This window comes from Rhizobium sp. BR 314 (genome assembly GCF_047445805.1).
GTDB classification, from domain to species: domain Bacteria; phylum Pseudomonadota; class Alphaproteobacteria; order Rhizobiales; family Rhizobiaceae; genus Rhizobium; species Rhizobium lusitanum_B.
Window position 1 is genome coordinate 261,229 of record NZ_JARWLA010000003.1, and the last position, 25,164, is coordinate 286,392.

Below are 25,164 nucleotides of genomic sequence, written 5' to 3' on the forward strand. Positions count from 1 at the left end.
ACTTGACCGTATCTGGGATGTTGCTACTCTCGCGGGATCAGCAGTAAGGATCCCCGCTCATGACACAATCGCTTGTTGTCGGCGCTTTTTTAGCGGCGCTGTTCTATGTGCTGATTCCCGGTCCCGCCTTTCTGGCGCTGCTCGGCATCGGGGCGGGGCAGGGACGCAAGGCTGGCGCATTCTTCGTCAGCGGCCACCTGCTGGGCGACCTCATCTGGTCGACGCTTGCATTGATCGCCATCGTCGGCGCCAAGACCATCGGCACCTTCGTCTTCGATCTGCTTGGACTGATGTGCGGCTTCTATCTTGCCTGGATCGGCTGGAATGCCGTAACAGCCAAGCCGAAGGGCGACGGCCAGGCGCTTATCAATGTCGATCGCCCCTTTCGCCGCGGCCTAATCTTCGGCGTCACCAATCCGAAGGGGTATCCCGTGGCGCTCGCGACCTTCACGGCCCTTGTCGCCGGTTCCGCCGGTGCACTGACCTTCAGCGCGCTGCCGCTGCTGCTGACCGTTTCCTTCGCCGGCTTCATAACGGCCGACATTATTCTCATCAGCATCATCGGAGCCGGCGCCGTGCGGCGCTTCTATCGCGCGCATGAGCGCCTGATCGTGCGCTGCTCCGGTGTACTCTTCATGGGATTTGCCGCGCAGGCGCTTCTGCACGCAACGCCGGGTCTGCTCGGCTGGCGCAAGGCCTGATCTTCCTCAATGAATTTGTTTCGCCCCGCCATACCAATTCGGCGGGGGTAGCCTTATATCGTGCTTCGATCAGATGTCTGTCGAAAGGATGCCCTGAATGTCTTCTCTTGCCGCCGTCAATCCTGCGCTCATCGAATGGACCGGACACCAGGGGCTGCCGCGTTTCGACGCGGTGAAGGATACGGATTTTGCAGCTGCGTTCGATGCGGCGTTTGCCGCGCATGAGGCGGAGATCGATGCGATCGCTGCCGACACGCAAACGCCGACCTTCGCCAATACGGTGATTGCGCTTGAGCTCGCCGGCGATGAGCTGTCGCGCATTTCGGCGCTCTTCTGGAACAAGGCTGGCGCGCATACCAACGAGACCATTCAGGCGCTGGAGCGTGAGATCGCGCCGAAGATGGCGCGGCATTATTCAAAGATCGGCACGAATGCCGCGCTCTTCGCGCGCATCGATACGCTGTGGGACAGCCGTGACACGCTTGGCCTGACGCTGGAAGAGACCCGCGTGCTGGAGCGGCACTGGAAGGGCTTCGTCAAGGCGGGTGCCAAGCTGCCGAAAGCGGAGCAGGATCGGCTCTCGGCAGTCAACGAGAAGCTAGCCGGTCTCGGTGCGCAATTCGGGCAGAACGTACTTGCCGATGAAAAGAGCTGGGCGCTCCTGCTGTCCGAAGAGGCGGACCTCGCCGGACTTCCCGACTATCTGCGCGACGCCATGACGGCGGCAGCGCGCGAACGCGGCGAGGAGGGCAAATATGCCGTCACCCTGTCGCGCTCGATCATCGAGCCGTTCCTGACCTCGTCCGAGCGTCGCGATTTGCGCGAGCAGGCCTTCAGCGCCTGGGTGGCGCGCGGTGCCAATGGCGGCAAGACCGACAATCGCGAGATCATCCGCGAAACGCTGGCGCTGCGGGCGGAGAAGGCCAAGCTGCTCGGCTATGCCAACTTTGCCGAGCTGAAGCTCGACAATACCATGGCGAAGACTCCGACGGCCGTAAACGATCTGCTGATGGCCGTATGGTCGAAGGCGGCGGCTCGAGCCGGCGAGGAAGAAAAGGACATCGCCGCGCTGATCACTGAGGAGGGCCGCAATCACGAGGTCATGCCCTGGGACTGGCGCCACTATGCTGAGAAGATCCGGACGCGGAAGTTCGATTTCTCCGAAACGGAGCTGAAGCCCTATCTGCAGCTCGAAAAGATCATCACCGCCTGCTTCGATGTCGCCGGTCGCCTTTTCGGTATCAAGGCGGTCGAGCAGAAGGGCGTTCCCGCCTATCATCCCGACGTGCGCGTCTTCGAGATCCGTGATCGTTCCGACAAGCTTGTCGCCCTGTTCCTCGGCGATTATTTCGCCCGCAGCTCGAAGCGTTCCGGTGCCTGGATGAGTTCGTTCCAGTCGCAGCACAGGCTGCCGCTCAAGAACGGCCATGTCGGCGAACTGCCGATTATCTACAATGTCTGCAACTTTGCCAAGCCGGCGGAGGGCAAGCCTGCGCTGTTGTCGCTCGACGATGCGCGCACGCTGTTCCACGAATTCGGCCACGCCCTGCACGGCATGCTTTCCAACGTCACCTATCCCTCGGTATCGGGCACCGGCGTTTCCCGCGACTTCGTCGAGCTGCCCTCTCAGCTCTATGAGCACTGGCTGACGGTGCCCGCCATTCTCAAGGAATATGCCGTTCACTACGAGACCGGCGCCCCGATCCCGCAGGCGCTGCTCGACAAGGTTCTGGCGGCCCGCACCTTCAATGCCGGCTTCAACACGGTCGAGTTTACGTCGTCGGCGCTGGTCGACATGGCCTTTCACACTCGCGGCGCGGTCGAGGACCCGATGGCGGTGCAGGGTGAAGTGCTTGCTGAGATCGGCATGCCAAAATCGATCGTGATGCGTCATGCGACGCCGCACTTCCAGCACGTGTTTGCCGGCGACGGTTACTCGGCTGGCTACTATTCCTACATGTGGTCGGAAGTGCTCGACGCTGACGCCTTCGCCGCCTTCGAGGAAACCGGCGATGCCTTCAATGCGGACATGGCGGCAAAATTGAAGGCCAACATCTATTCCGTTGGCGGCTCGATCGACCCGGAAGAGACCTACAAGGCCTTCCGCGGCAAGCTGCCGAGCCCGGATGCCATGCTGAAGAAGAAGGGCCTAGCGGCCTGATTTTAGCGTTTCGATGCAGAAAAAGTCAGTCGCCAAAGGTCAAGTTTGGCGACTGAAGCTTTTTAGTAATGCTCGTTGCGGATTGATTTGCCCGCTCGATCAGGGCTTGCGCGACAGCATGGCTAAAAGCCCGGCCAGTTGATCTGCCTCGGTATCGTCCAGCTTATCGCCCAAGTGGCGTTGAAGTGCCTGGGCATAGACTGCCCACATGCGGCTGCGCATGGCGCTTCCCGCTTCGGTGATGATGACCCAGCGGCCTCGGCCGTCGTCGGAAAATACTTCGCGGTAAACGAGGCCAGCCTTCTCCATCCGGTCGAGAAGGCGAGACAGGTTATGCTGGGCGAGGAGCGTGCGCTCCTCGATCTCATAGGGTCGCAACTTTCCGGCCGCGGCCTGCGTCAATTCCCACAGCACGTCATACCAGCCAAGTGGTGGCAGCTCCGCCGCCTTGAAGTCCTGCTCGATCGCGGCGAGGACGATTTGCTGAGTGCGCATCAGGCCTATCCACGCTCGCGTGATCGCGGGCGAAGGTCGTGGGGTTTTGACATCTGAACGATCGGACATGGATGCAATTACATCTATATTGACCGGACTGGCAAGTGCGCATATAGATGCAATTACATCTATATTGAGCGAAGACTCTCGGAGATACGATCATGCCCAATACTAAACTGGTTCTCGTCAGCCATCACCTCTGCCCCTACGTCCAGCGAGCCGCCATCACGCTTGCTGAGAAGGGCGCGCTATTCGAGATCCGGTATGTCGATCTGTCGGCGAAGCCGGATTGGTTTCTGGCCATTTCGCCGCTCGGCAAAGTGCCGCTTCTGATCGTGCGGGAGAATGACGGGGTTGAATCGGTTCTGTTCGAGAGCGCCGCGATCTGTGAGTATCTTGAGGAAACCCAGCCGGGTCCTCGGCTCCATCCGGCCGATCCGCTGGCGCGGGCCCGACATCGCGGCTGGATGGAGTTCGGTTCTTCCATCCTTTCGGACCTGTGGGGATTTGAGACTGCCAAGGATGAGGAAACCTATGAGGCCAAGCGGAAAGCGCTGACCGATAAGTTCGCTCGCGTCGAGACGGAGTTGAAGGATGGTCCCTTTTTCTCGGGCGAGGCGTTCAGCCTGGTCGATGCGGTTTTCGCTCCGATCTTCCGTTATTTTGAAGTGTTCGATACGATCACACCGACCGGCGTTTTCGATGGGCTGCGGCGTGTCGCGGCATGGCGCGCGGAATTGGCTTTACGGCAAAGCGTGCGGGATGCGGTGACGCACGACTATGCGGATCGTCTCAAGATTTTCCTGGTCAATCATGACGCTTGGCTGCTGAAGCGCGCCGCTTGACGGATGGCGTGGTCCTAAAGAAGGCGGGCGCAGCCTTTGATTTTGGCGGCAGGGAGAACGGAGGACCCTCACTATAACTGCGAGGTTGATGTGCTCGTGAGGCACGAAAAGCTGGCTTTCGGCTGCTTTCTTGCCTCCCCCCTTTCGCATTCGCGAAAAAAAGGGTATGAGCGCGCCAAATGCAATTGGCGTGTTTACTAGACACTGCGCCCCAGCCTCAGAGATTAAGACATATGGCACTTCGCAACATCGCGATCATCGCGCACGTTGACCATGGGAAAACCACCCTTGTCGACGAGCTTCTGAAGCAGTCCGGCTCCTTCCGCGAGAACCAGCGCGTTGCCGAACGCGTCATGGACTCGAACGACCTCGAAAAGGAACGCGGCATCACCATTCTGGCCAAGGCGACCTCGGTCGTTTGGAAAGATACCCGCATCAACATCGTTGACACCCCCGGTCACGCCGACTTCGGCGGCGAAGTCGAGCGTATTCTCTCGATGGTGGATGGCGCGATCGTTCTCGTCGACGCTGCCGAAGGCCCGATGCCGCAGACCAAGTTCGTTGTCGGCAAGGCGCTCAAGGTCGGCCTGCGTCCGATCGTTGCGATCAACAAGATCGACCGTCCGGAYGCCCGCGCAGACGAAGTCATCAACGAAGTCTTCGACCTTTTTGCCAACCTCGACGCCACCGACGAGCAGCTCGACTTCCCGATCCTTTACGGTTCCGGCCGTAATGGCTGGATGAACTACTCGCCCGATGGCCCGAAGGACGAAGGCCTCGGCCCGCTTCTCGATCTCGTCGTCAAGCACGTTCCGGAGCCGACCGTAGGCGAAGGCCCATTCCGCATGATCGGCACGATCCTGGAAGCCAACCCCTTCCTCGGCCGCATCATCACCGGCCGTATCCATTCCGGCTCGATCAAGCCGAACCAGGCCGTCAAGGTTCTCGGTGCTGATGGCAACCTCATCGAAACCGGCCGTATCTCGAAGATCCTCGCCTTCCGCGGCATCGAGCGCCAGCCGATCGAAGAAGCGCAGGCAGGTGACATCGTCGCTATCGCCGGCCTTTCCAAGGGCACCGTCGCCGACACCTTCTGCGATCCGCAGGTCTCTGAGCCGCTGGTCGCACAGCCGATCGACCCGCCGACCGTCACCATGTCCTTCATCGTCAACGACAGCCCCTATGCGGGCACCGAAGGCGATAAGGTCACTTCGCGCGTCATCCGCGATCGTCTCTTCAAGGAAGCCGAAGGCAACGTCGCACTGAAGATCGAAGAGGCTGAAGGCAAGGATTCGTTCTACGTTTCCGGCCGCGGCGAATTGCAGCTCGCAGTTCTGATCGAAACCATGCGCCGCGAAGGCTTCGAGCTTGCCGTGTCGCGCCCGCGCGTCGTCATGCACAAGGACGAGAGCGGCCAGGTTCTCGAGCCGATCGAAGAAGTCGTCATCGACGTCGATGAAGAGCATTCCGGCATCGTCGTGCAGAAGATGTCCGAGCGTAAGGCTGAAATGTCCGAACTGCGTCCTTCGGGTGGCAATCGTGTTCGCCTCGTCTTCCTGGCTCCGACCCGCGGCCTTATCGGCTATCAGTCGGAACTTCTGACCGATACGCGCGGCACCGCCGTCATGAACCGTCTGTTCCATGACTACCAGCCGTACAAGGGCGAGATCGGCGGCCGTGTGAACGGCGTGCTGCTTGCCAACGAAGCCGGCGAAGCCGTGGCTTACGCCCTGTTCAACCTGGAAGACCGCGGCCCGATGATCATCGACGCCGGCGAGAAGGTCTATGCCGGCATGATCATCGGCATCCACTCGCGCGACAACGACCTCGAAGTCAACGTGCTGAAGGGCAAGAAGCTCACCAACATCCGCGCCGCCGGCAAGGACGAAGCCGTTAAGCTGACGCCGCCGATCCGTATGACCCTCGACCGCGCTCTGTCCTGGATCCAGGACGATGAACTGGTTGAAGTCACGCCGAAGTCGATCCGTCTTCGCAAGATGTATCTGGATCCCAACGAGCGCAAGCGCTTCGAGAAGGCCCGTCTGGCCTGATAGCCAAACAGCCTGGAATCATGAGACCCCGGCCATCGTGCCGGGGTTTTTATTTGTGTGTTCGGTTTTTGAGCCCTTGTCCTAAAGGTTAAAAAGTCGTTAATTTTTGTTGATGATCCACGGATAAAGCCTGTGGGCAAGTTTGCCATCTTTATAAATGAGGATGGTTAATTCGCATTCGCAAGACCAGAGTAGACGTTATGAAGACGTTGTCGATTGATGTTCGGCGGGCAGAACCCAATGATGCCCGAGCCATATCGGAGGTGCACCGCCAGGCGTGGCAGTACACCTATGCCGGCATCATTCCGCATCGCGCTCTCGGGCAGATGATCGAGCGGCGCGGCGAATCCTGGTGGCGCAAGGCGACCAGCGGCCCGGCCACGCTTCTGGTTTTGGATGTTGCCGGCGAGATCGCAGGCTATGCTACGCTTGGGCTCAACCGGGCTCGTGCTCTCCCGCAGGAGGGCGAAATCTACGAACTGTACCTGCGTCCGCAATATCAGGGTCTCGGCCTTGGACGCATGCTCTTTGGTGAGGCTCGCCGGCTCCTGAAGTCGCTCGGCTGCAAGGGACTGGTCGTCTGGTGCCTCGAGGAAAACGAAAACGCGGATCGCTTCTATCGCGGCCAGGGCGGTGTCGATTTCTGCGAAGGCATCGAAACTTTCGACCACAGACAGCTGAAGAAGATCGGCTTCGTCTGGCCTTAAGCGCCAACTAAATCAGCCGGTTTTCCGATGCGTTGTTGCGTTGCGGCATGAATCCTATTATTTGGCGGGCGGCAACCATCCTTATTAGGGGACATGTATGCGTATCGACGCGATTTCCATTGGCAAGAACCCGCCCGAAGACATCAACGTCATCGTTGAGGTGCCGGTCGGCGGTCATCCGATCAAGTATGAAATGGACAAAGAGGCCGGCACGCTGGTCGTCGACCGTTTCCTCTACACGCCGATGACCTACCCGGGCAATTACGGCTTCGTTCCTCACACGCTCTCCGAAGACGGCGACCCGATCGACGTGCTGATCGCCAGCACGCGTCCGCTCGTTCCCGGCTGCGTCATCAACGTTCGCCCGATCGGCGTGCTGAAGATGGAAGACAATTCCGGCAAGGACGAGAAGATCATCGCTGTCCCGTCGCCGAAGCTGACGCTGCGTTACGAGAAGGTCAAGGAACATACCGACCTTCCCGAAATTACGCTGAAGCAGATCGAGCACTTCTTCGAGCACTACAAGGATTTGGAGCCCGGCAAATGGGTCAAGATCTTCGGCTGGGGCGGCTCCAAGGAAGCTGGCGAACTCATCCTTGAAGCTATCGAGCGCGCCAAGAAGGCAAAGGCCTGATATTCAACCCTTCGCGATAGCGGTTAATTTCACCACTAGATCCTCCGGTTCGCCTTCGATCCGGAGGATTTTTTTACGCGCGGTTTCACCGCTGAGCAATGTAAGCGAGGATTTGGGGATACCGAGGCTCTTGGCAAGCAGCGCAATCAGTGCCTTGTTGGCCTTGCCCTTTTCCGGAGCGACAGAGACGCGCGCCTTCAGGTAGCTTTCGCCGTCGCTGCCCGTTTCGACGCCGTCAATCGCGTCACGCCCGCCATTGGGCGTGAGACGCACGGATAGCCGCAGGTGATCCGAAGAAGCCTGCCAAGGCCTGCTCACCGCAGGAACAGCGGAACCAGCGAGTTCCACATCAGCGAGCGGATGAAGAAGATCAGCAGCAGCAGGATGACCGGCGAGATGTCGATGCCGCCGAGATCGGGCAGGACGCGGCGGATCGGGCGTAGTGCCGGCTCGGTGACCGCATACAGGAAGCTGCCGACGGAGTTGACGAACTGATTGCTCGAATTGATGACGTTAAAAGCATAGAGCCAGGAAAAGATGGCGCTGGCGATCAGCACCCAAGTATAAAGATTCAAAGCCAGATCAATGGTTTGAAATAAGGCGAGCATGTCTGTCTCCATTTCGCGGTTGACAGACATGTAGACATTGGCGACTAAACGAGCAAGCCCCATGCTCCGAAGCGTGTTGAATCATGTTAAATGGCGGGCAGCCGCTTTTGCGCTGGATGTCCGCTTGGAAAGTCTTACTCCATGTCGTTCGCTGCCAGCGGAGACCGGTTTGCCGCCTTCAGGCATATCGCCTATGCCTATTTCTTTTTCGCGCGCTTCCTCACCGCATTTGCCACTCAGGTCGTCAGCGTCTCGGTCGGCTGGCAGATGTACGAGCACACGGGCCAGCCGCTCTATCTCGGTCTGATCGGTCTGGTGCAGTTCCTGCCGTCGCTCCTGCTCATTCTGGTGACGGGCACGGTTGCGGATCGCTACAACAGGCGCCTGATTGCGGCGATCTGCATTTTTGTCGGCACTCTCTGCGCGGCGGCGCTGCTGTTTCTTACCGTCTCGGGCAGTTTTGCGCCGCTTCTCGTGTTCATGATTCTCGTGGTTTTCGGTGTCGAGCGCGCATTCATGACGCCGGCGATGCAATCGCTGGCGCCCAATCTTATCCCGTCCGAAGACCTGACGAACGCCATCACCTGGAATTCGATGTCATGGGATGCGGCCGCCATCCTTGGCCCGGTAGCGGGCGGCTTGCTTTACGGCGTTGGCCCCAGCGTTGCTTATACGGTGGCCGTGCTTTTCTTTGCGTCCGGCTCGGTATTGACCTTCCTTATCCCGAAGCCGCAGCAACGTGTTGCCCATGAGAAGCGCAGCCTGAGCGAAATGCTTGCCGGCTTTCGCTTCATCTGGTCGGAAAAGGTGGTACTCGGCGCGGTCTCGCTCGATCTTTTCGCCGTATTGCTCGGCGGGGCAGTCGCGCTGATGCCCGTCTATGCGCGCGATATCCTGACGCTCGGACCCTGGGGCCTCGGCATGCTGCGTGCCGCTCCAAGCTTCGGCGCGATCGCGATGGGCATATTTCTGGCGACTTATCCCATCCGCAATCGTGCCGGCATCTGCATGTTCGCGGGTGTTGCCATGTTCGGCGTGGGAACGCTGGTATTCGGTATCTCGCATACGCCATGGCTGTCGATAGCAGCCCTTGCCCTCATGGGCGCATCCGACCTGATCTCGGTCTATGTCCGCGAAACTTTGATTACGCTCTGGACGCCGGATCACGTCCGTGGCCGCGTCAACGCCGTCAACATGGTCTTCGTCGGAGCGTCGAACGAACTCGGCGAATTCCGCGCCGGCATCATGGCGCATTATTTCGGCGCGATCCCTGCCGTGGTCGTCGGTGGTCTCGGCACGCTTATGGTTGCGTTTCTTTGGGCGACCGGCTTCCCGCAGCTTCGCCAGATCGACAGTTTGAACGCGCCGGACCGCGACGGTGAGCCGCAGTCCGTCTGAGTGCTGGGGATGGCGATTTAGGCAGACCGGTCCCCATCCCCGCTTTGATCTGTGACAAGATCAGGCAGTGGTTGCGACCGATCAAGCTGGCATTTCAGGCTGCCATCGCCTGTTTGCCCTCGAAAACCAGATCGAGGAACTCCGATAGCCATGCTTTGAGCGCGGCGTCGAAGATCATGCGCCCCTCAAGATGTTCGCGGCCTTGCTGGGCGTTCGGCATGCAGAAGCGGTGTTCGCCATGTACGACCCAGCGCTGCATCATGGCGCGGGTGAGTTCGGCATGGAACTGCAGACCCCAGGCATTCGCGCCATAGCGATAGGCCTGATTGGGATAGGTCTCCGCCGTCGCCAGCAACTCGGCGCCATGGGGCAGATCGAAGCCTTCACGATGGAAATGGTAGACCATTTGCGGCCAGCGCATCAACAGCCGTCCCTTTTCCGTGGAATTCAGCGCATACCAGCCGATCTCGGTCTTGCCATCATCGCGCGCCTTCACCTTGGCGCCGAGATGGCGGGCAAGCATCTGCGCTCCCAGGCAGATGCCGAGATAGGGGCGGTTTTCCTTGAGCGGCACCTTCAGCCATTCGATCTCGGCCTTGACGAAATCATCGGGATCGTTGGCGCTCATCGGACCACCGAAAATCACAGCGCCGCCGTGGGCCGAGAGCGTCGAAGGCAGGCGGTCGCCGAGCACAGGGCGGCGGATATCGAGGTCATAGCCCTTTTCGAGAAGCATCTGGCCGACGCGACCGGGGCTTGAGCGCTCCTGATGAAGCACGATCAATATGGGGCGCCCGGTGCGCTTCGACGCTTCAATCATCATTGCCGGTCTCCACCCTGACGCCGGGTGCGCGAGCAGCCGCCTCCTGGCGCTTCATGATGCGTTCGCGGTCGGAAATGCCCATGAGGTCGGCAATGCGCCAGATTGCGTGGTCTTCCATTTCGCTGCGTTCGCCGTCGGCATAGACGATATCCCAGAGGATGCCGAGCAGCTCAAGCCGTTGCGCGCTATCGAGATGACGCCTCAGATCTGAGGTGAAGCGATAGTAGTCGACCGCTTCGCTCTCGGCCTCTTCGCCGGCGGCGATCAGCGCGTCGAGCTGGCGGCCTGCAAGGCCGTATTGGTCCTTCAGAAGCTTGCGCAGCCTCTTCTTCTCGCTGTTCTCGATCTTGCCGTCGGCCTCCATGACCTGGATACAGAGCGCCGCTACCGCAACACGCGGATCGTCGGGTGCAAAGCCGGATTTCGGGTGGTCCTGGGTCAGGTTATGAAGAAATTCCTGAAATCGTTCAAACATCCGTATCCGTTCTTAATGCGAGCAGAGCAGGGGTCTTGGGTCACCATGCCCGATTTCTTCGTTTACATGCGCATTTCCGGCAAAACCGCAGCGCGGTCTTGCCGGACGTAGACTAGAACAACTTGAGCCGTGTCTTGGGTTCCGGTTCAAGCTTGCGATCTTTCACGCCCGGATCATCCGGGGCGCCACCGAAGAAGGGCCGTGGTTCGGGCTCCCCTTGCGCCGGTTGCGGCGCTGCGACCGATGCGCTCGGCTTGGGCTTTGCCGCAGCCGGCTCCAGTTCCATGACATAGGTATCGGATGGCGTCGCTGCAACTTTCGGTGAAGCCGGCGTCTCCGGCGGGGTTGCGGAGACGGGGGCGCGTACCGGCGGCAGCGATTTCAGAATCGCTTCGACGGATACGGCCGTTCCCTCTTCCACCGGCCCTTCGATCTGGCCGAAGGGTGCTTTCCATTCGAAGGCGTCGAGGCGGCCTGTCACGGGTGACAGCGGCAACCATCTTTCTGAAACGAAGCCGTCGGCGACCCAGGCGGGATCGCGCGGAGCACGCAGCGCCTGCGCCATCCAATGCCGGACACGGCCTTGATCACCGGTTTCGGCCTCCTCGATATCTGCGAGAAGCAGAAAGGCACCTTCACGGGCATCGATCCTTGCGGCAGCTTCGGCCTTGCTACGAGCCTTGCCGAAATCGCCGGCGTCCAGCGCCGCTTTGGCCGTCAAAAGCAGGGCTTCGGCATTATTGGGACGGATAGCCTCCAGCCGTTCGGCACGCTTAAGGCGGTCGGTGACGGAATCGCCGCTGCGGGCGCGCACATAGGCCTTGCCAATTTCGGGGTGCGGATGCGCCTTCCAGACCTGCTCGAGCATAGATGCGGCCTTGCGCACCTTGTCCTCGCGGAACAGGGCCTTGGCAGCGATCAAGGCGGCCGGCACGAAATCGGCCGCCAGCTTCAATGCAGCCAGCGCATCGTCGCGGGCGCCTGTCGGGTCGCTCTCCAGCCTGTCATTGGCGCGGGCCGTCAACAGCACGGCGCGCTGGCGGTTGGCCGTCGTCTTGTCAACGACGTGGGCGACCTTCTGCTGGTCGAGAAGCTTGATGGCATCATCCCAGCGGCCGGCCTGGCTGCGGTACTCCAGCGTTGCCTGCGCGGCCCAGGGCAGGTATGGCGCCTGATCGGCAGCCTTCTCTGCATATTGCCGCGCGGCTTCGTGCGCGCCGAGGCGCTTGGCTTCGAGATAGAGCCCGCGCAAGCCGAGCTCGCGCGTTTCGGGATCGTTGGCCATCAGCTCGAATTTCTGGCGTGCCTCGTCGTTTTTGCCTTCGATGAGGGCGGCTTGGGCCTCAAGCAGATTGATGAGCGGTTCCTGGTCGGCGCGGATGAGGCCACGCGTACGTGCCGCCATCTTGCGTGCAAGCAGGGCGTTGCCGGCCCCGGCGGCTATCAACCCGGTCGACAGAGCCTGATAGCCTCGGTCACGCTTGCGGGCGCGGAAGTAGCGGGTCACGGAATGCGGCGAGGTCCAGATCAGCCGGACGAACCACCACACGATCATGACGGCAGCGATCAAGGCGATGAGGATTGCCGCAGCCACGATCAGCCTGGTCTGATAGAGCTGGCCTTCCCAGACCAGCGAAAGATCGCCCGGGCGATCCGCCAGCCACGAGAAGCCATAGCCGAGAGCCAGGACGAGAATGGCGAAGATAAGCAGTCTGATCATTGCTGCGCTCCGTCCTTAGTTCTGTTTCCCGGTATTGGCGATTGCCTTCGACAGCGCGTCGCTCACCAGATCCTCGACACGGATGCGGGCTTCCAGCGACTGCTTGAAGGCGGCGGAGGCGGATTTGGCCGTCTCGGGCAGGCTGTTCCATTCGTTGACCGCGCCCGGCAGATCGCCATTTTTCACCTTGTCTTCGAACCGTGCGGCGATCGCATCGACGCCGTCGCCCGGAACATTGCCGACGGGGCGCACCTGCACCAGGGATTTTGCACCCGACATCAATCGATCGGTCCAGCTCTGGTTCGGGTCGTTGTTTTGCGTGGTGGCGACGATGGCGGTGGCGACATCGGTCACCTGACGGATAAGGTCGGCGCGCGAGGGAACGCCTGTCTGGGCGAAATTCTTGAGAGCGGCGACGGCAGGGTCGTCCGACGCAACATTGGCGAACGTATCGAGTTCGGGTCGGAAGGGGCCGCCGCGATCAATGGCGGCCTTTAGTGCCGCTGCCGCAATGGCGCGGGCAACCGCGCTTTCCTGGTTGGGACCGCTCAGCTTCTTCTCGGCGTCATCGAGGCGTTTGCTGACCTCGGCCTCCGATGTCGCCTGACTTTGGGTCGCCTTGCCGAGATCAGCTTTCAATTGACCGACCTCGGCTGTCAGCGAGGCGATTTTCTGATCGGCATCGGCACTCGTAGCGCCAGTCGATCCGCCTCGCGTACCGTTGGCGGTCGATGTTTCGAGTGCTGCAACACGGGCAGCAAGTGCGTTGTCCGGTTTCGCGGCGGGGGCTGCGGCAAGCTTGGCGATGCTCTGCTTCAGCTCGTCGATTTCGGCGTTGAGCGCGACGATATCGGCGGAATGGTCCTTGGCCGCGCCTCGGCCCGGCAACAGGCCGGCATATTGGATCGCGCCTGCGCAAACGAGAGCGATGAGGCCGCCGACGATCCCGGCGGCGATCAGGCCGGAGGTCGCTCCCTCCCGTCTCGGTTGCTCAGAACGGGGCACCGGATCGGGCTTCTGTTCTTCAGCGGCTTTCGGTTCTTCGGGGAGCGGGCCGAACACGTGCTCCCGATCTTTCCCCGGTAACGGCTCCTTATCCGCTTCGAGCGGCATCTCCACTTCATTGGCGGAGGAAGAACCGGGTTCGACGTGGCCGCGCTCCGTTAATTCCTCGGGCGCTGCGTCCTGCGCAGTTTTTTCGGCTTCCAGGTCGATCGTGACCGGCTCGTTTTTGGGCTTCGAATGGTTAGGCGGTTTTCCCGGTACCATGAGGTCCTCTTTTCATGCGCTGCAACGAAGTTAGACAGACAAGGCGATTATGGAAAGACCTTAGATCAAAATTGCGGCCTTACTCTGCGACAAGCAGCGCCAGAAGTCTGTCTTCGTCCGGCGTGCCGGCGATGGCGACATGTGGGTGAAGAGCCACGGGAATCGCTTCGGCGATGGCTTCACTCAGGCAGAGGAAACGTATCCCGTCGAGCAGGGTTTGATTTCTTTGTACAAAGGACAGGCCGAAAAAGCGCTGCGCCGTAAGCTGGGAGTAGAGCAGCACCGCATCTGCCGGCCGGTCCACGAAAAGCTGGCTAAGGGTGGCGTCGTCGGGAATAATATCCTGCATCCGATAGCATTCGACCGTGCGGAAGGGTAGTTGCAGGCCGGTCAATCCCGCCTCGAAACCGGTGGCGCGGGGAAAGCCCGCCAGATAAAGAAGCAAAGCTCCGTCGTTGTCTGTGGCATGGCTCGAAATCAGGGCTGCCAGTTCGTTACCGCCGCCTTCCGACGCCGTGATGTCGGTGAAGCCAAGTTTGGCCGCTTCCTTTGCCGTTGCCTTTCCTACCGCGAAGATCGGGCGGCCAAGGTGTTGCGAAAGATCCGGCTCCAATGCCGCCAGAACCCGGATCGCTTCAGCACTGGTGACGGCGATGGCGCCTTGGGTCTGAAGGAGTGCGCGCCTCGCGTCTTCGACATGATGAACGGGCTCGGCCAGTGGCAGCAAATGTGCCTCATGGCCCATCCGCGTCAATCGCTCGATGGTGCGCTCACCCGAGTGCCGAGGGCGGGTGACGACGACGCGCATGGGATCCTAGACCCAATCTTCAAAGAAGGTGCTGCCCGCTTTGGCGCGAATTGCCTGGCCTGCATTGACCCCGAGTGCCTCGGCATCACGGCGATGGCCCTCGATGGTCGTCGTGTGCACCTGTTTGCCATCGGGAGTAAGGATCATGCCGAAGAAGCGCAGATGATCGCCCTCGCAGATTGCATAGCCGGCAATCGGCGTGCGGCAGGAGCCGTCGAGAGCTGCCAAGAAGGCGCGCTCGCAGGAGACGGCATCGAAGGTCGGTGCGTCGTTGATCGCAGCAAGCAGATCGTTCATCTTGACATCGTCGATGCGGCTTTCGATGGCGATTGCGCCCTGCGCCGGAGCCGGCGGGAACTCATCCGGGTCGAGAATATCGGTGATAACTTCGACATTGCCGAGCCGCTTCAGGCCGGCAACGGCGAGCAGCGTCGCATCCGCCTGCCCCTCTTCCAGCTTGCGAAGGCGCGTCTGGACCGAGCCGCGGAATGTAATGACGTTGATATCGGGTCGCATACGACGGATCAGCGCCTGACGACGCAGCGAGGCGGAACCGACGGTAGCGCCATGCGGCAGATCGATCAACTTCCGTGCGGTGCGACCGATGACGGAATCGCGAATGTCCTCGCGCGGCAGGTAGGCGTTCAGGGCCAGGCCTTCGGGCAGTTTGGTTGCCATGTCCTTGGCGGAGTGGACGGCGAAGTCGAGCTCGCCCGAAGTCAGTCTGTCTTCAAGCTCTTCCGTGAACAGGCCCTTGCCGCCGATCGCCGCCAATGCGCGATCGGTGATGCGGTCGCCCTTTGTGGTCAGAACGACGATTTCAAACATCTCCTCCGGGAGGCCGTGAGCCGCCATCAGACGGTCGCGCGCCTCATAGGCCTGGGCGAGGGCCAACGGGCTGCCCCGCGTGCCGATCCGGAAAGGTTTTGTTTGCATCCGCTTTGATCCGTTGTTACCGACAGTTCCCGTAACCATATTTCCGCTTTACCGCAATCGACCTGTAGGCAACGAACTTTCTCCATGGCGTCCATTCTTCGTATTCTCGGCATCGAAACAAGCTGCGACGAAACCGCTGCGGCCATTGTCGAGCGCCGGGATGACGGTACACCTACGGTTTGTTCCGATGTCGTCCTCAGCCAGTTGGACGAACATAGCGCCTATGGCGGCGTCGTGCCGGAAATTGCCGCGCGGGCACACGTCGAGGCGCTCGATACCCTGATCGACGAGGCATTGAAACGCGCCAATGTGTCGCTCTCAGACGTCGATGCCATTGCCGCCACCTCCGGCCCCGGCCTCATCGGCGGGTTGCTTGTCGGGTTGATGACCGGCAAGGCGATTTCGCGCGCCACAGGCAAACCATTATACGCCATCAACCATCTGGAAGGCCATGCTCTTACGGCACGGCTGACCGATGGACTTGCTTTTCCTTATCTCATGCTGCTTGTTTCCGGCGGCCACACGCAGCTTATCCTCGTGCGCGGCGTCGGAGACTATGAGCGCTGGGGGACGACCATCGACGATGCGCTGGGCGAAGCTTTCGATAAGACGGCGAAACTTCTAGGACTGCCCTATCCCGGCGGCCCGGCCGTGGAGGCTGCTGCGAAAAACGGCAATCCGGATCGCTTCGATCTCCCGCGACCGCTGGTGGGTGAAGCACGCCTCGATTTTTCCTTCTCCGGGCTCAAGACAGCAGTGCGTCAGGCGGCGACGGCCATTGCGCCCGTCACCGAGCAGGATATCGCCGACATCTGCGCCTCCTTCCAGAAGGCGATCTCGCGCACATTGAAGGACCGGATCGGCCGCGGCCTGCAGCGCTTCAAGACGGAGTTTCCGAAGACCGAGGAAAAGCCGTCGCTTGTCGTGGCAGGTGGCGTTGCCGCCAATCTCGAGCTGCGCCGCACGCTGCAGGAGCTTTGCGATGCTAACGGCTTCCGCTTCATCGCGCCGCCATTGAGATTGTGTACCGATAATGCCGTCATGATCGCCTGGGCGGGACTGGAGCGCATGGCGACGGGTGCAGCGCCTGACGATCTCGAAGTGCAGCCGCGTTCGCGCTGGCCGCTGGATCAGAAGGCTGAAACCCTCCTGGGCCACGGCAAACGAGGAGCGAAGGCATGAGCGGCAACGAACGGATTGCAGTCATCGGCGCCGGCGCTTTCGGCACAGCGCTTGCCGCCGTCATCGCGCTCACCGGCCGCAGCGACGTCACGCTCGTCGGACGCAATGCCGGACTGATGAAGGATCTCGCCGCAGATCGCATGCATGATGCCGTTCTTCCCGGCATTGAGCTTCCGGATTCGCTGCAATTCTCCGCTGAAGCGGACTCTATTTCTGGTGCCGATATCGTCCTCTTCGCCATGCCCTCGCAGGCGCAGGCGGATGCAGCCCGGCATTACGGCCCTTATCTCGGCAAGGATGCCATCATCGTCACCTGCGCCAAGGGCATCGACAAGGTCTCCGGCGACCTTTTGACCGATATGCTCGAGCGGGAACTGCCGCAGCACGCCATCGCCGTGCTTTCTGGACCCGGCTTTGCTGCCGACATCGCCAAGGGTCTGCCGACGGCCATGGCGATCGCCGCTGCCGATATGGCTGTTGCCGAAAGGCTTGCGCAGGCGATCTCCGGTCCGACCTTCCGCCTTTACGCATCGGATGACCGTATCGGCGTACAGCTCGGCGGCGCGCTGAAGAATGTCCTCGCCATTGCCTGCGGCATCGTCGAAGGCCGCGGCATTGGCGATTCGGCGCGTGCGGCGCTCATCAGTCGCGGTCTCGCCGAGATGTCGCGCTTCGTCGCGGCCAAGGGCGGCAAGGCGGAAACGGTGCGTGGGTTGTCTGGTCTGGGCGATCTCGTGCTGACGGCCACCAGCCATCAATCCCGCAATCTCAGATTCGGTATCGCGCTTGGCGAGGGGGAGACGGTCGATCCGGCACACGGCACTCTGGTCGAAGGCGCCTATGCCGCCTCGATCGCGGCTCGGCTTGCGCATGAACTTGGCGTCGATATGCCGATCACCGATGCCGTTTCCGCCATCATCGACGGCAAGCTCGACATTTCCGCTGCCATCGGGCAATTGATGACACGGCCGATAACCACGGAATAGTTTTGGATATCTGAAGGAGACCAATCATGCTGTTCGCCTTTGTCTGCAAGGACAAGCCCGGTTACCTGAACGTCCGCATGGAGACGCGCCCGGCGCATTTGGAGTATCTGAACAAGCTCAATGCCGAAGGCACTCTGAAGATGGCTGGTCCTTTCCTCGACACCGAAGGCAAGCCGAATGGCAGCTTGGTGGTCGTCAAGGCCGAAAATGTCGAAGCCGCAGTCGCCATCGCGGATGCCGACCCCTACACGAAGGCCGGATTGTTCGAGAGCGTCGAGATCAAGCCGTTCAACTGGGTTTTCAACAATCCGGAGGCATGAGACATGGCGCACTGGCTTTATAAATCCGAGCCGGCCTCCTGGTCGTGGCAGCAGCAGAAGGACGCCGGCGACAAGGGGACCGAGTGGACCGGCGTGCGCAACTATCTCGCCCGCAACAACATGCGGGCCATGCAGCTCGGCGACAAGGGCTTCTTCTATCATTCCAATGACGGGCTGGAGATTGTCGGCGTCGTCGAAGTCTGCGCGCTGGCGCATCCGGATTCGACCGCCAAGGACGATCTTCGCTGGGAATGCGTTGATATCCGCGCTGTCCGCGACATGCCGAAGCCGGTGTCCCTCAAGGACGTCAAGGCCAATCCGAAGCTCGCGCAGATGGCGCTTGTCACCTCCATGCGGCTTTCGGTGCAGCCGGTAACGGACGAGGAATGGCTCGAAGTCTGCCGCATGGGCGGTCTGGACAATCCGCCGGTCTGATCCGGTTCGAGGATTCTTTGAAAACCGATCCGGAAAGTTTCATCCGCGCCAATACCAGTCTGATGGCGCCGCCGCATGTGCCGGAAATCCGGCTGCATCTGGCGAGCGAAGCGCATGAGCTCTGGCTGAAGACGGAGGAGGAGCTGGAAGAGATCGGTCTGCCGCCGCCCTTCTGGGCCTTTGCCTGGGCGGGCGGCCAGGGTCTGGCACGCTACATCCTCGATCATCCGGAAAGTGTTGCCGGCAGAAGCGTGCTTGATTTCGCCAGCGGGTCAGGGCTCGTCGCGATAGCGGCCAAGCGTGCAGGCGCGAGCCAAGTGCTCGCGGTCGATATCGATCCCTGGGCGGGTACGGCGATCCGGCTGAATGCTGTCGAAAACAACGTTGCCGTGGATTTTTCCAGAGAAGACATCATTGGCCGCCTGGTCGGGGCGGACGTCATTCTCGCCGGCGACGTCTTCTACGATCGCGATTTTGCCGCGAGCCTCGTTCCCTGGTTACGCGGCCTGGCGAGCGAAGGCAGGACAGTTCTGGTCGGCGATCCCGGCCGCGCCTATCTTCCGAAGGATCGCCTGGAGCCGCAGGAGACCTATCAGGTGCCTGTCACGCGGGCGCTGGAGGACAGCGAAGTCAAGAAAACGACGGTCTGGCAATTTCTCGCCGATTAAGAGCGGTCAGACATCCAGGCCTTGCGCTGTTCCCGACGGAAACATCGGCGCATTTTTCCTGATCTGGCCTTGAGGTCCTCAGGGGCGAATCACGCAGACACCAGCTTCATGTGAGCATGGGTCTGGAGCGTGGTGGACGTTGATGACCTTGGCGCGCGGTCTCGGCTGCGGCGCTGCCAGGCGTGCATATGGGTCATAGTCGTTATAACCGACGACGTAAGTCCCGCCGTTGGCCCGGTAGACATCCGCCGTGCCAGCATAGGTGCCGGTGCTTGCCGCCTCATGACTGTCCATGAGTACGATTCTGGCCGGTTGCTCTTGCTTGAAGCCAAGCGACGGCGCTAACTGCGGCAAGCGCACGAGGCCTGAACGATCGTGATGGCGCCAATGTCGATAATCGCCTGCAAGCGCCGAGGTCGCGGAAACGGTGGCCACTGCCGTCAAAACGAGCACTGCTGCCTTGAAAAGATTCGAACTCATCATTCGCTCCGTTTCCATCCGTTAATAAAATCTTAACGGCAGATTGCCCCAAGAGCGGTGCGAAGTCCACGTCAGGGTTGATGAAATGGTAAACGGCTCGGAATGAGGAGCCCGTCTTTGCATACTCGCTAAAGTGCAGAGCGATCCCAATCGATTAAATTCGATGCGGGCATCAATTGTGCTTGTCGATAGGCATTTCCGCGATTAATGGTCGCAATGATGCAACGCACACTGCACGTCCTGTGCGCGCGTTGCCCCGGAGTTCCGGGTTCTAAGCGTATCGTAACGCCGCGAGGTTCTGATGGCGAACGTCACACAAAACCGGCCCTTGTCGCCGCATCTGCAAATCTACAAACCAATTCCCACCATGGTCATGTCGATCGTCCATCGTATTACCGGCGGCGCGCTCTACTTCGGCACGGTGCTGGTTGCCTGGTGGCTGATCGCCGCTGCGACCGGCCAGGGCTATTTCGACCTGGTCAACTGGATCATGGGCTCGATCGTCGGTCGGATCATTCTGTTCGGCTATACCTGGGCGCTGCTGCATCACATGCTCGGCGGTCTGCGCCATTTCGTATGGGATCTCGGCTATGGTTTCGATCCTGCGGTTTCGACGAAGATGGCCAAGATCACGATCATCGCCTCGATCTGTCTGACCGTACTGGTCTGGGTCATCGGCATCGCCATCCGGCTGGGTTGAACTGGCGTGATCGTTTCCGGAAGCGCAGGGATGCCTTTCGGGATCATGCTTTAGAGGATATTTCTCATGGATATGCGCACCCCTTTGGGCAAAGTCCGCGGTCTCGGTTCCGCCAAGGAAGGCACCGATCATTTCTGGCGCCAGCGCCTGACCGCCGTCGCCAACGTTCCGCTCTTCATTTTCTTCGTCATCTTCCTGATGATCTACGCTGGCGCGCCCTATGCGGAAGTCGTGCACGCGCTGTCGAACCCGCTCGTCGCCGTCATCTTCGGCCTGATGGTGATCTCCGGCATCATTCACATGAAGCTCGGCATGCAGGTCATCATCGAGGATTATGTGCATGGCGAATTCGGCAAGATCGTCCTTCTCATGCTCAACACGTTTTTCGCGGTCATTCTGGCGGGGCTCTGTCTTTTCGCCATTCTGAAGATCGCGTTCGTAGGATAAATGCATCATGGCACCGAACTCATCCGCTCAGAATGGGGCTGCTCAAAACGGGAAAGCCTACAAATATGTCGATCACTCCTATGACGTGATCGTCGTTGGCGCCGGCGGCGCCGGCCTGCGCGCCACGCTCGGTATGGCCGAGCAGGGCTTCCGCACCGCCTGCATCACCAAGGTCTTCCCGACCCGCTCGCACACCGTTGCCGCCCAGGGCGGCATTGCCGCTTCGCTGCGCAACATGACGCCAGACAGTTGGCAGTGGCACCTCTATGACACCGTCAAGGGTTCCGACTGGCTCGGCGACGTTGACGCCATGCAGTACATGGTCATGGAAGCGCCGAAGGCGGTCTATGAGCTCGAGCATTACGGCGTGCCCTTCTCGCGTAACGAGGAAGGCAAGATCTATCAGCGTCCGTTCGGCGGCCACATGCAGAACTACGGCGAGGGACCGCCGGTGCAGCGCACCTGTGCTGCCGCCGACCGTACCGGCCACGCTATCCTGCACACGCTCTATGGCCAGTCGCTGCGCAACAACGCCGAATTCTTCATCGAGTATTTCGCGCTCGACCTCATCATGTCCGACGATGGCAGCCGCTGCACCGGCGTCGTCGCCTGGTGCCTTGATGACGGCACGATCCATCGCTTCGCCGCCAAGATGGTGGTGCTGGCGACCGGCGGCTACGGCCGCGCCTATTTCTCGGCAACGTCTGCCCACACCTGCACCGGCGACGGTGGCGGCATGGTAGCTCGCGCCGGCCTGCCGCTGCAGGACATGGAATTCGTCCAGTTCCACCCGACCGGCATCTACGGTTCAGGCTGCCTGATCACCGAAGGCGCCCGCGGTGAAGGCGGCTATCTCGTCAATTCCGAGGGCGAGCGCTTTATGGAGCGCTACGCTCCTTCGGCGAAGGACCTTGCTTCGCGCGACGTGGTTTCGCGCTGCATGACGCTGGAGATCCGCGAGGGTCGCGGCGTCGGCAAGAACAAGGACCACATCTTCCTGCATCTCGACCATCTCGATCCGGCCGTGCTGCACGAGCGCCTGCCGGGTATTTCCGAGAGCGCCCGTATCTTCGCCGGCGTCGACGTGACCCGCGACCCGATCCCGGTTCTGCCGACCGTTCACTACAACATGGGCGGCATTCCGACGAATTATTGGGGCGAAGTGCTGAACGCCGACAGCAACAATCCCGAGCGCGTGCTGCCGGGCTTGATGGCCGTCGGCGAAGCCGGTTGCGCTTCAGTGCACGGTGCCAACCGCCTCGGCTCGAACTCGCTGATCGACCTTGTCGTCTTCGGCCGCGCCGCTGCCATCCGCGCCGGTCAGGTCATCGACCGCGACGGTCCGGTTCCGGCGCTCAACGTTGCGGCCTGCGACAAGATCATGGATCGCTTCGATCGCCTGCGCCATGCCAGCGGCTCGACGCCGACGGCAGCGCTGCGCGAGAAGATGCAGCGCGCGATGCAGGAAGATGCCGCGGTGTTCCGTACGCAGGAATCGCTGGAGTCCGGCTGCCGCCGCCTTTCGGAGATCTGGAAGGAGCTGCCCGATATCAAGGTCACTGACCGTTCGCTGATCTGGAACTCCGACCTCGTCGAGACGCTCGAGCTGCACAATCTGATGGCCAATGCCATCACGACGATCTACGGCGCAGAGGCTCGCAAGGAAAGCCGTGGCTCGCATGCCCGCGAGGACTACACCGAGGGCAAGTTTGCCGGCCGTGACGACGACAACTGGCGCAAGCATACGCTTGCCTGGGTCAACGAGGCCGGCGACGTGAAGCTCGACTATCGTCCCGTTCACACCGACCTGATCGCCGAAGGCATCGATCCGCACAAGATCGAGCCGAAGGCACGCGTGTACTGATCTGAGAGGAACTGACCATGGTTGAACTCGCTCTCCCCAAGAACTCTCAGATGCGCGAAGGCAAGGTCTGGCCGAAGCCGGTCGGCGCCAAGAACACGCGCGAATTCCGCGTCTATCGCTGGAGCCCGGATGACGGCCAGAACCCGAGCATCGATACCTATTATATCGATGTCGACGATTGCGGCCCGATGGTGCTCGACGGTCTGCTCTACATCAAGAACAACATCGACCCGACGCTGACGTTGCGCCGCTCCTGTCGCGAAGGCATTTGCGGCTCCTGCGCCATGAACATCGACGGCACCAATACGCTCGCCTGCACCAAGGGTCTGGACGAGATTAAGGGCACGGTGAAGGTCTATCCGCTGCCGCATATGCCCGTCGTCAAGGACCTCGTGCCTGACCTGACGAACTTCTATGCACAGCATCGCTCGATCGAGCCCTGGCTGAAGACGGTATCGCCGCCGCCGGCCAAGGAATGGAAGCAGAGCCACGAAGACCGCCTGAAGCTCGATGGCCTCTATGAGTGCATCCTGTGCGCCTGCTGCTCGACTTCCTGTCCGAGCTATTGGTGGAACGGCGACCGCTATCTCGGTCCAGCCGTCCTGTTGCAGGCCTATCGCTGGCTGATCGACTCCAGAGACGAAGCCAAGGGCGAGCGCCTCGACAATCTCGAGGATCCCTTCCGCCTTTATCGTTGCCACACGATCATGAACTGCGCGCAGACCTGCCCGAAGGGTCTGAACCCGGCCAAGGCAATTGCCGAAATCAAGAAGATGATGGTCGAGCGGCGGGTCTAACCCGCCGACTTCCATTACCGGGCGGCGAGGATGACGTTCGTATGACGATGGAGGGTTTCGCGCCAGCGGCCGTTGACGAAATTCGCTCCCGGCTCGCATCGGTCAAGGACAGCGGCCTTCGTATTGGCTTCGCCATCGAAAGTGGGAGTCGTGCGTGGGGATTTCCTTCCCCGGACAGCGACTATGACTGTCGCTTCGTTTATGTCAGGCCAGGGCGGGATCATCTGACTTTATTCCCCCATCGCGATGTCATTGAGTTTCCGATTGTCGGTGACATCGACACCGGTGGGTGGGACTTGCGGAAAGCTCTGCTTCTGGCGCTGAAGGGCAACGCTGTTCTCGTCGAATGGTTGAAATCACCGATCGTCTACGAAGAGGAACCTGGTTTTCGCAGGCGTTTAGGCGCGTTGCTGGATGTGATCATGGTGCCGGAGAAGGTTGCCAAGCATTATATCGGTCTCATGAAGCAGCATCAGCCGGAGAACGCGACTGCACGCATCCGTCTGAAGACGCTACTTTATTCCATCCGTCCGGCGATAGCGCTTGAATGGATGCGACAAACGGGTTTTGCCAGATTGCCGCCAATGAACATGCTTGAATGTCTCGCGGCGATAGATATAGCCGAGGGATTTCGGACAAGCATTCTAGAGTTGGTGGCGGTTAAAAAAGAGACGCGCGAAATGGGGGAGGGTGTGCCTCCACTGCCGATCTCGGAATTTCTCGCGAACTCTCTCGATCGCTATTCCAACTTTTCCGGCAAGTACGGGGAAGATCAGGAGCGGGACAGGAGGATGCAGGAATTTGCGGACCGCTTTTATCTTGACGAGGTTTGCCGGGTGACGCCTTGAAACTACCCGATTCTTGTCCAGCTATGGCCTCTCGGCAATTTATCGCGGTATCGACTTGATTAACCAAAGTGAAATACGATAATTCCCACGTCATTGAGCATCACTTTGCGAATGTCAGCGGTGGACAATTAATTAGGAGTGTGATGATGCAGTTCAAATATGCAGTGACGGCTGCGGCGATAGGCCTGTCGCTTGCCGGTTGCCAGCGCACGGCATACAATAACGACACCTATTCATCTCCGGCCCCACTGCAGGCTCAGCCTGTCAATCCCGTACAATCCAGCCAGCTTCCGCCTGCAGGTGGTGCAAACGGCTCGCAATTCCCGGCTGCTCCGACAGGCGCGCCGAATGCGGGCAATCCACAGCAGCAGCAGGCGATGGCGGCTTCCGCCATGGATGTGACGAAGGAATCGATGGTCGGCAGCTGGAAGGTCAGCAACGGCGGGTCGAGCTGCGACATGTTCCTGACGCTCACGAATCTCGGTAGCGGTTCCCGCGGTGGTACGCGCGGCTGCTCCGGCGAACTGACGTCGATGGGATCTTGGGAAGTCTCCGGCAAGCAGGTACTCCTCAAGAACCGCGACGGCTCGACGGTCGGCACGCTCTATAAGACGGCCGCTTCGCGCTTCGACGGCTCGACGGCGTCCGGCCAGCCGCTCAGCCTCAGCCGATAAGCTTGGTACCGCCAAGCGTTTCACGGGATCGTTTGGCGGCTCTAGAATGTTGTTCGATGCAGTTCCGGATGGAAAACCGCTGCGCACTTTTCCTGGAATTGCTCTAGTTGACGGGGCGGCGCCCCTTGGGTG

General features: G+C 60.6%; 28 protein-coding genes. 18 read left to right on the forward strand and 10 right to left on the reverse strand.

What is annotated here, in order from left to right:
• Window positions 1-59: 59 nt before the first annotated feature.
• Window positions 60-701 carry a LysE family translocator gene (locus QD461_RS06180; protein WP_184704291.1) on the forward strand — a complete coding sequence of 214 codons (642 nt, stop codon included), beginning with the start codon at window positions 60-62 and terminating at the stop codon, window positions 699-701.
• A gap of 97 nt (window positions 702-798) precedes the next feature.
• Window positions 799-2,862 (forward strand): M3 family metallopeptidase, encoded by a 2,064-nt coding sequence (locus QD461_RS06185; protein WP_414086925.1) that lies wholly within the window; start codon window positions 799-801, stop codon window positions 2,860-2,862.
• A 99-nt stretch (window positions 2,863-2,961) separates the two neighbouring features.
• Here the strand turns inward: QD461_RS06185 and QD461_RS06190 are convergent, their stop codons facing one another.
• Entirely contained in the window at window positions 2,962-3,426 is a 465-nt protein-coding gene (locus QD461_RS06190) for a MarR family winged helix-turn-helix transcriptional regulator (protein WP_414086926.1), read from the reverse strand.
• Between the two features lie 92 nt (window positions 3,427-3,518).
• Between QD461_RS06190 and QD461_RS06195 the strand changes: the two genes are divergently transcribed.
• From QD461_RS06195 to ppa, 4 genes are all read left to right on the forward strand, one after another.
• Window positions 3,519-4,202, forward strand: coding sequence for a glutathione S-transferase family protein (locus QD461_RS06195; protein WP_414086927.1), 684 nt, complete (start codon window positions 3,519-3,521; stop codon window positions 4,200-4,202).
• Window positions 4,203-4,435: 233 nt separating this feature from the next.
• Window positions 4,436-6,253 carry a translational GTPase TypA gene (gene typA, locus QD461_RS06200; protein ID WP_184709716.1) on the forward strand — a complete coding sequence of 606 codons (1,818 nt, stop codon included), beginning with the start codon at window positions 4,436-4,438 and terminating at the stop codon, window positions 6,251-6,253.
• 200 nt (window positions 6,254-6,453) lie between these two features.
• Window positions 6,454-6,960 carry an N-acetyltransferase family protein gene (locus tag QD461_RS06205; RefSeq protein WP_414086928.1) on the forward strand — a complete coding sequence of 169 codons (507 nt, stop codon included), beginning with the start codon at window positions 6,454-6,456 and terminating at the stop codon, window positions 6,958-6,960.
• A 97-nt stretch (window positions 6,961-7,057) separates the two neighbouring features.
• Window positions 7,058-7,594: an inorganic diphosphatase gene (ppa, locus tag QD461_RS06210; protein ID WP_184709720.1), complete on the forward strand. Its 537-nt coding sequence runs from the start codon at window positions 7,058-7,060 to the stop codon at window positions 7,592-7,594.
• Window positions 7,595-7,597: 3 nt separating this feature from the next.
• Here the strand turns inward: ppa and QD461_RS06215 are convergent, their stop codons facing one another.
• Window positions 7,598-7,912, reverse strand: a complete 315-nt coding sequence (locus QD461_RS06215; RefSeq protein WP_414086929.1) for a DUF167 domain-containing protein — start codon at window positions 7,910-7,912, stop codon at window positions 7,598-7,600.
• Complete coding sequence (locus tag QD461_RS06220) at window positions 7,909-8,232, reverse strand: YggT family protein (protein WP_414086930.1); 324 nt, start codon at window positions 8,230-8,232, stop codon at window positions 7,909-7,911. The genes QD461_RS06215 and QD461_RS06220 overlap by 4 nt, the downstream gene beginning before the upstream one ends.
• A 111-nt stretch (window positions 8,233-8,343) precedes the next feature.
• Here QD461_RS06220 and QD461_RS06225 point away from each other — a divergent pair, with 111 nt between their 5' ends.
• Window positions 8,344-9,600, forward strand: a complete 1,257-nt coding sequence (locus QD461_RS06225) for an MFS transporter (protein ID WP_414086931.1) — start codon at window positions 8,344-8,346, stop codon at window positions 9,598-9,600.
• A gap of 94 nt (window positions 9,601-9,694) precedes the next feature.
• Here the strand turns inward: QD461_RS06225 and QD461_RS06230 are convergent, their stop codons facing one another.
• The 6 genes from QD461_RS06230 to hemC all read right to left on the reverse strand — a co-directional run bounded on the left by QD461_RS06230 (window position 9,695) and on the right by hemC (window position 15,631).
• Entirely contained in the window at window positions 9,695-10,420 is a 726-nt protein-coding gene (locus QD461_RS06230; RefSeq protein ID WP_414087077.1) for a glutamine amidotransferase, read from the reverse strand.
• Entirely contained in the window at window positions 10,413-10,898 is a 486-nt protein-coding gene (locus QD461_RS06235) for a TerB family tellurite resistance protein (RefSeq protein WP_414086932.1), read from the reverse strand. Before QD461_RS06235 ends, QD461_RS06230 begins: the two co-directional genes overlap by 8 nt.
• A gap of 112 nt (window positions 10,899-11,010) precedes the next feature.
• Entirely contained in the window at window positions 11,011-12,618 is a 1,608-nt protein-coding gene (locus QD461_RS06240; protein WP_414086933.1) for a heme biosynthesis HemY N-terminal domain-containing protein, read from the reverse strand.
• A 15-nt stretch (window positions 12,619-12,633) separates the two neighbouring features.
• Window positions 12,634-13,887 carry a COG4223 family protein gene (locus QD461_RS06245; RefSeq protein ID WP_414086934.1) on the reverse strand — a complete coding sequence of 418 codons (1,254 nt, stop codon included), beginning with the start codon at window positions 13,885-13,887 and terminating at the stop codon, window positions 12,634-12,636.
• Window positions 13,888-13,966: 79 nt separating this feature from the next.
• The gene (locus tag QD461_RS06250) at window positions 13,967-14,695 is read right to left on the reverse strand and encodes a uroporphyrinogen-III synthase (protein WP_414086935.1); all 729 of its coding nucleotides are present in this window, start codon (window positions 14,693-14,695) and stop codon (window positions 13,967-13,969) included.
• 6 nt (window positions 14,696-14,701) lie between these two features.
• Window positions 14,702-15,631, reverse strand: a complete 930-nt coding sequence (hemC, locus tag QD461_RS06255) for a hydroxymethylbilane synthase (RefSeq protein WP_414086936.1) — start codon at window positions 15,629-15,631, stop codon at window positions 14,702-14,704.
• 84 nt (window positions 15,632-15,715) lie between these two features.
• Here hemC and tsaD point away from each other — a divergent pair, with 84 nt between their 5' ends.
• Genes tsaD through QD461_RS06280 form a run of 5 tightly spaced genes read left to right on the forward strand, consistent with a single transcriptional unit; the run spans window position 15,716 to window position 19,222 of the window.
• On the forward strand, window positions 15,716-16,813 hold the full coding sequence (tsaD, locus tag QD461_RS06260; RefSeq protein WP_414086937.1) for a tRNA (adenosine(37)-N6)-threonylcarbamoyltransferase complex transferase subunit TsaD: 1,098 nt from the start codon (window positions 15,716-15,718) through the stop codon (window positions 16,811-16,813).
• Window positions 16,810-17,799 (forward strand): NAD(P)H-dependent glycerol-3-phosphate dehydrogenase, encoded by a 990-nt coding sequence (locus QD461_RS06265; RefSeq protein WP_414086938.1) that lies wholly within the window; start codon window positions 16,810-16,812, stop codon window positions 17,797-17,799. The genes tsaD and QD461_RS06265 overlap by 4 nt, the downstream gene beginning before the upstream one ends.
• Before the next feature lie 26 nt (window positions 17,800-17,825).
• Complete coding sequence (locus QD461_RS06270; protein WP_414086939.1) at window positions 17,826-18,119, forward strand: YciI-like protein; 294 nt, start codon at window positions 17,826-17,828, stop codon at window positions 18,117-18,119.
• A 3-nt stretch (window positions 18,120-18,122) separates the two neighbouring features.
• Complete coding sequence (locus QD461_RS06275; RefSeq protein WP_414086940.1) at window positions 18,123-18,554, forward strand: EVE domain-containing protein; 432 nt, start codon at window positions 18,123-18,125, stop codon at window positions 18,552-18,554.
• Window positions 18,506-19,222, forward strand: a complete 717-nt coding sequence (locus tag QD461_RS06280; RefSeq protein ID WP_414086941.1) for a class I SAM-dependent methyltransferase — start codon at window positions 18,506-18,508, stop codon at window positions 19,220-19,222. Before QD461_RS06275 ends, QD461_RS06280 begins: the two co-directional genes overlap by 49 nt.
• Before the next feature lie 78 nt (window positions 19,223-19,300).
• Here QD461_RS06280 and QD461_RS06285 read toward each other — a convergent pair whose 3' ends face one another.
• On the reverse strand, window positions 19,301-19,705 hold the full coding sequence (locus QD461_RS06285; RefSeq protein WP_414086942.1) for a hypothetical protein: 405 nt from the start codon (window positions 19,703-19,705) through the stop codon (window positions 19,301-19,303).
• Between the two features lie 298 nt (window positions 19,706-20,003).
• Here QD461_RS06285 and sdhC point away from each other — a divergent pair, with 298 nt between their 5' ends.
• The 6 genes from sdhC (at window position 20,004) to QD461_RS06315 (ending at window position 25,032) form a co-directional block, all read left to right on the forward strand.
• Entirely contained in the window at window positions 20,004-20,402 is a 399-nt protein-coding gene (sdhC, locus tag QD461_RS06290; RefSeq protein WP_414086943.1) for a succinate dehydrogenase, cytochrome b556 subunit, read from the forward strand.
• A 66-nt stretch (window positions 20,403-20,468) separates the two neighbouring features.
• On the forward strand, window positions 20,469-20,849 hold the full coding sequence (sdhD, locus tag QD461_RS06295) for a succinate dehydrogenase, hydrophobic membrane anchor protein (protein ID WP_184709753.1): 381 nt from the start codon (window positions 20,469-20,471) through the stop codon (window positions 20,847-20,849).
• A 7-nt stretch (window positions 20,850-20,856) separates the two neighbouring features.
• Window positions 20,857-22,713, forward strand: coding sequence for a succinate dehydrogenase flavoprotein subunit (gene sdhA / locus QD461_RS06300; protein WP_184709754.1), 1,857 nt, complete (start codon window positions 20,857-20,859; stop codon window positions 22,711-22,713).
• A 17-nt stretch (window positions 22,714-22,730) separates the two neighbouring features.
• The gene (locus QD461_RS06305) at window positions 22,731-23,510 is read left to right on the forward strand and encodes a succinate dehydrogenase iron-sulfur subunit (protein ID WP_112607823.1); all 780 of its coding nucleotides are present in this window, start codon (window positions 22,731-22,733) and stop codon (window positions 23,508-23,510) included.
• 41 nt (window positions 23,511-23,551) lie between these two features.
• Window positions 23,552-24,358, forward strand: coding sequence for a DNA polymerase beta superfamily protein (locus QD461_RS06310; protein ID WP_414086944.1), 807 nt, complete (start codon window positions 23,552-23,554; stop codon window positions 24,356-24,358).
• 146 nt (window positions 24,359-24,504) lie between these two features.
• Window positions 24,505-25,032 (forward strand): protease inhibitor Inh/omp19 family protein, encoded by a 528-nt coding sequence (locus QD461_RS06315; RefSeq protein WP_184709866.1) that lies wholly within the window; start codon window positions 24,505-24,507, stop codon window positions 25,030-25,032.
• Window positions 25,033-25,164 lie beyond the last annotated feature (132 nt).

Excerpts from the sequence above, each read along its gene's own strand:
- QD461_RS06270 (WP_414086939.1), top strand. The coding sequence starts at position 17,826 with ATGCTGTTCGCCTTTGTCTGCAAGGACAAGCCCGGTTACCTGAACGTC.
- QD461_RS06220 (WP_414086930.1), bottom strand. The coding sequence starts at position 8,232 with ATGTCTGTCAACCGCGAAATGGAGACAGACATGCTCGCCTTATTTCAA.
- QD461_RS06235 (WP_414086932.1), bottom strand. The coding sequence starts at position 10,898 with ATGTTTGAACGATTTCAGGAATTTCTTCATAACCTGACCCAGGACCAC.
- QD461_RS06250 (WP_414086935.1), bottom strand. The coding sequence starts at position 14,695 with ATGCGCGTCGTCGTCACCCGCCCTCGGCACTCGGGTGAGCGCACCATC.
- hemC (WP_414086936.1), bottom strand. The coding sequence starts at position 15,631 with ATGCAAACAAAACCTTTCCGGATCGGCACGCGGGGCAGCCCGTTGGCC.
- QD461_RS06225 (WP_414086931.1), top strand. The coding sequence starts at position 8,344 with ATGTCGTTCGCTGCCAGCGGAGACCGGTTTGCCGCCTTCAGGCATATC.
- sdhC (WP_414086943.1), top strand. The coding sequence starts at position 20,004 with ATGGCGAACGTCACACAAAACCGGCCCTTGTCGCCGCATCTGCAAATC.
- QD461_RS06280 (WP_414086941.1), top strand. The coding sequence starts at position 18,506 with ATGGCTCGAAGTCTGCCGCATGGGCGGTCTGGACAATCCGCCGGTCTG.
- sdhA (WP_184709754.1), top strand. The coding sequence starts at position 20,857 with ATGGCACCGAACTCATCCGCTCAGAATGGGGCTGCTCAAAACGGGAAA.
- QD461_RS06265 (WP_414086938.1), top strand. The coding sequence starts at position 16,810 with ATGAGCGGCAACGAACGGATTGCAGTCATCGGCGCCGGCGCTTTCGGC.
- sdhD (WP_184709753.1), top strand. The coding sequence starts at position 20,469 with ATGGATATGCGCACCCCTTTGGGCAAAGTCCGCGGTCTCGGTTCCGCC.
- QD461_RS06230 (WP_414087077.1), bottom strand. The coding sequence starts at position 10,420 with ATGATTGAAGCGTCGAAGCGCACCGGGCGCCCCATATTGATCGTGCTT.
- QD461_RS06285 (WP_414086942.1), bottom strand. The coding sequence starts at position 19,705 with ATGATGAGTTCGAATCTTTTCAAGGCAGCAGTGCTCGTTTTGACGGCA.
- QD461_RS06195 (WP_414086927.1), top strand. The coding sequence starts at position 3,519 with ATGCCCAATACTAAACTGGTTCTCGTCAGCCATCACCTCTGCCCCTAC.
- QD461_RS06315 (WP_184709866.1), top strand. The coding sequence starts at position 24,505 with ATGCAGTTCAAATATGCAGTGACGGCTGCGGCGATAGGCCTGTCGCTT.
- QD461_RS06240 (WP_414086933.1), bottom strand. The coding sequence starts at position 12,618 with ATGATCAGACTGCTTATCTTCGCCATTCTCGTCCTGGCTCTCGGCTAT.
- QD461_RS06310 (WP_414086944.1), top strand. The coding sequence starts at position 23,552 with ATGACGATGGAGGGTTTCGCGCCAGCGGCCGTTGACGAAATTCGCTCC.
- QD461_RS06180 (WP_184704291.1), top strand. The coding sequence starts at position 60 with ATGACACAATCGCTTGTTGTCGGCGCTTTTTTAGCGGCGCTGTTCTAT.
- QD461_RS06185 (WP_414086925.1), top strand. The coding sequence starts at position 799 with ATGTCTTCTCTTGCCGCCGTCAATCCTGCGCTCATCGAATGGACCGGA.
- QD461_RS06190 (WP_414086926.1), bottom strand. The coding sequence starts at position 3,426 with ATGTCCGATCGTTCAGATGTCAAAACCCCACGACCTTCGCCCGCGATC.
- ppa (WP_184709720.1), top strand. The coding sequence starts at position 7,058 with ATGCGTATCGACGCGATTTCCATTGGCAAGAACCCGCCCGAAGACATC.
- QD461_RS06205 (WP_414086928.1), top strand. The coding sequence starts at position 6,454 with ATGAAGACGTTGTCGATTGATGTTCGGCGGGCAGAACCCAATGATGCC.
- QD461_RS06305 (WP_112607823.1), top strand. The coding sequence starts at position 22,731 with ATGGTTGAACTCGCTCTCCCCAAGAACTCTCAGATGCGCGAAGGCAAG.
- tsaD (WP_414086937.1), top strand. The coding sequence starts at position 15,716 with ATGGCGTCCATTCTTCGTATTCTCGGCATCGAAACAAGCTGCGACGAA.
- QD461_RS06245 (WP_414086934.1), bottom strand. The coding sequence starts at position 13,887 with ATGGTACCGGGAAAACCGCCTAACCATTCGAAGCCCAAAAACGAGCCG.
- QD461_RS06275 (WP_414086940.1), top strand. The coding sequence starts at position 18,123 with ATGGCGCACTGGCTTTATAAATCCGAGCCGGCCTCCTGGTCGTGGCAG.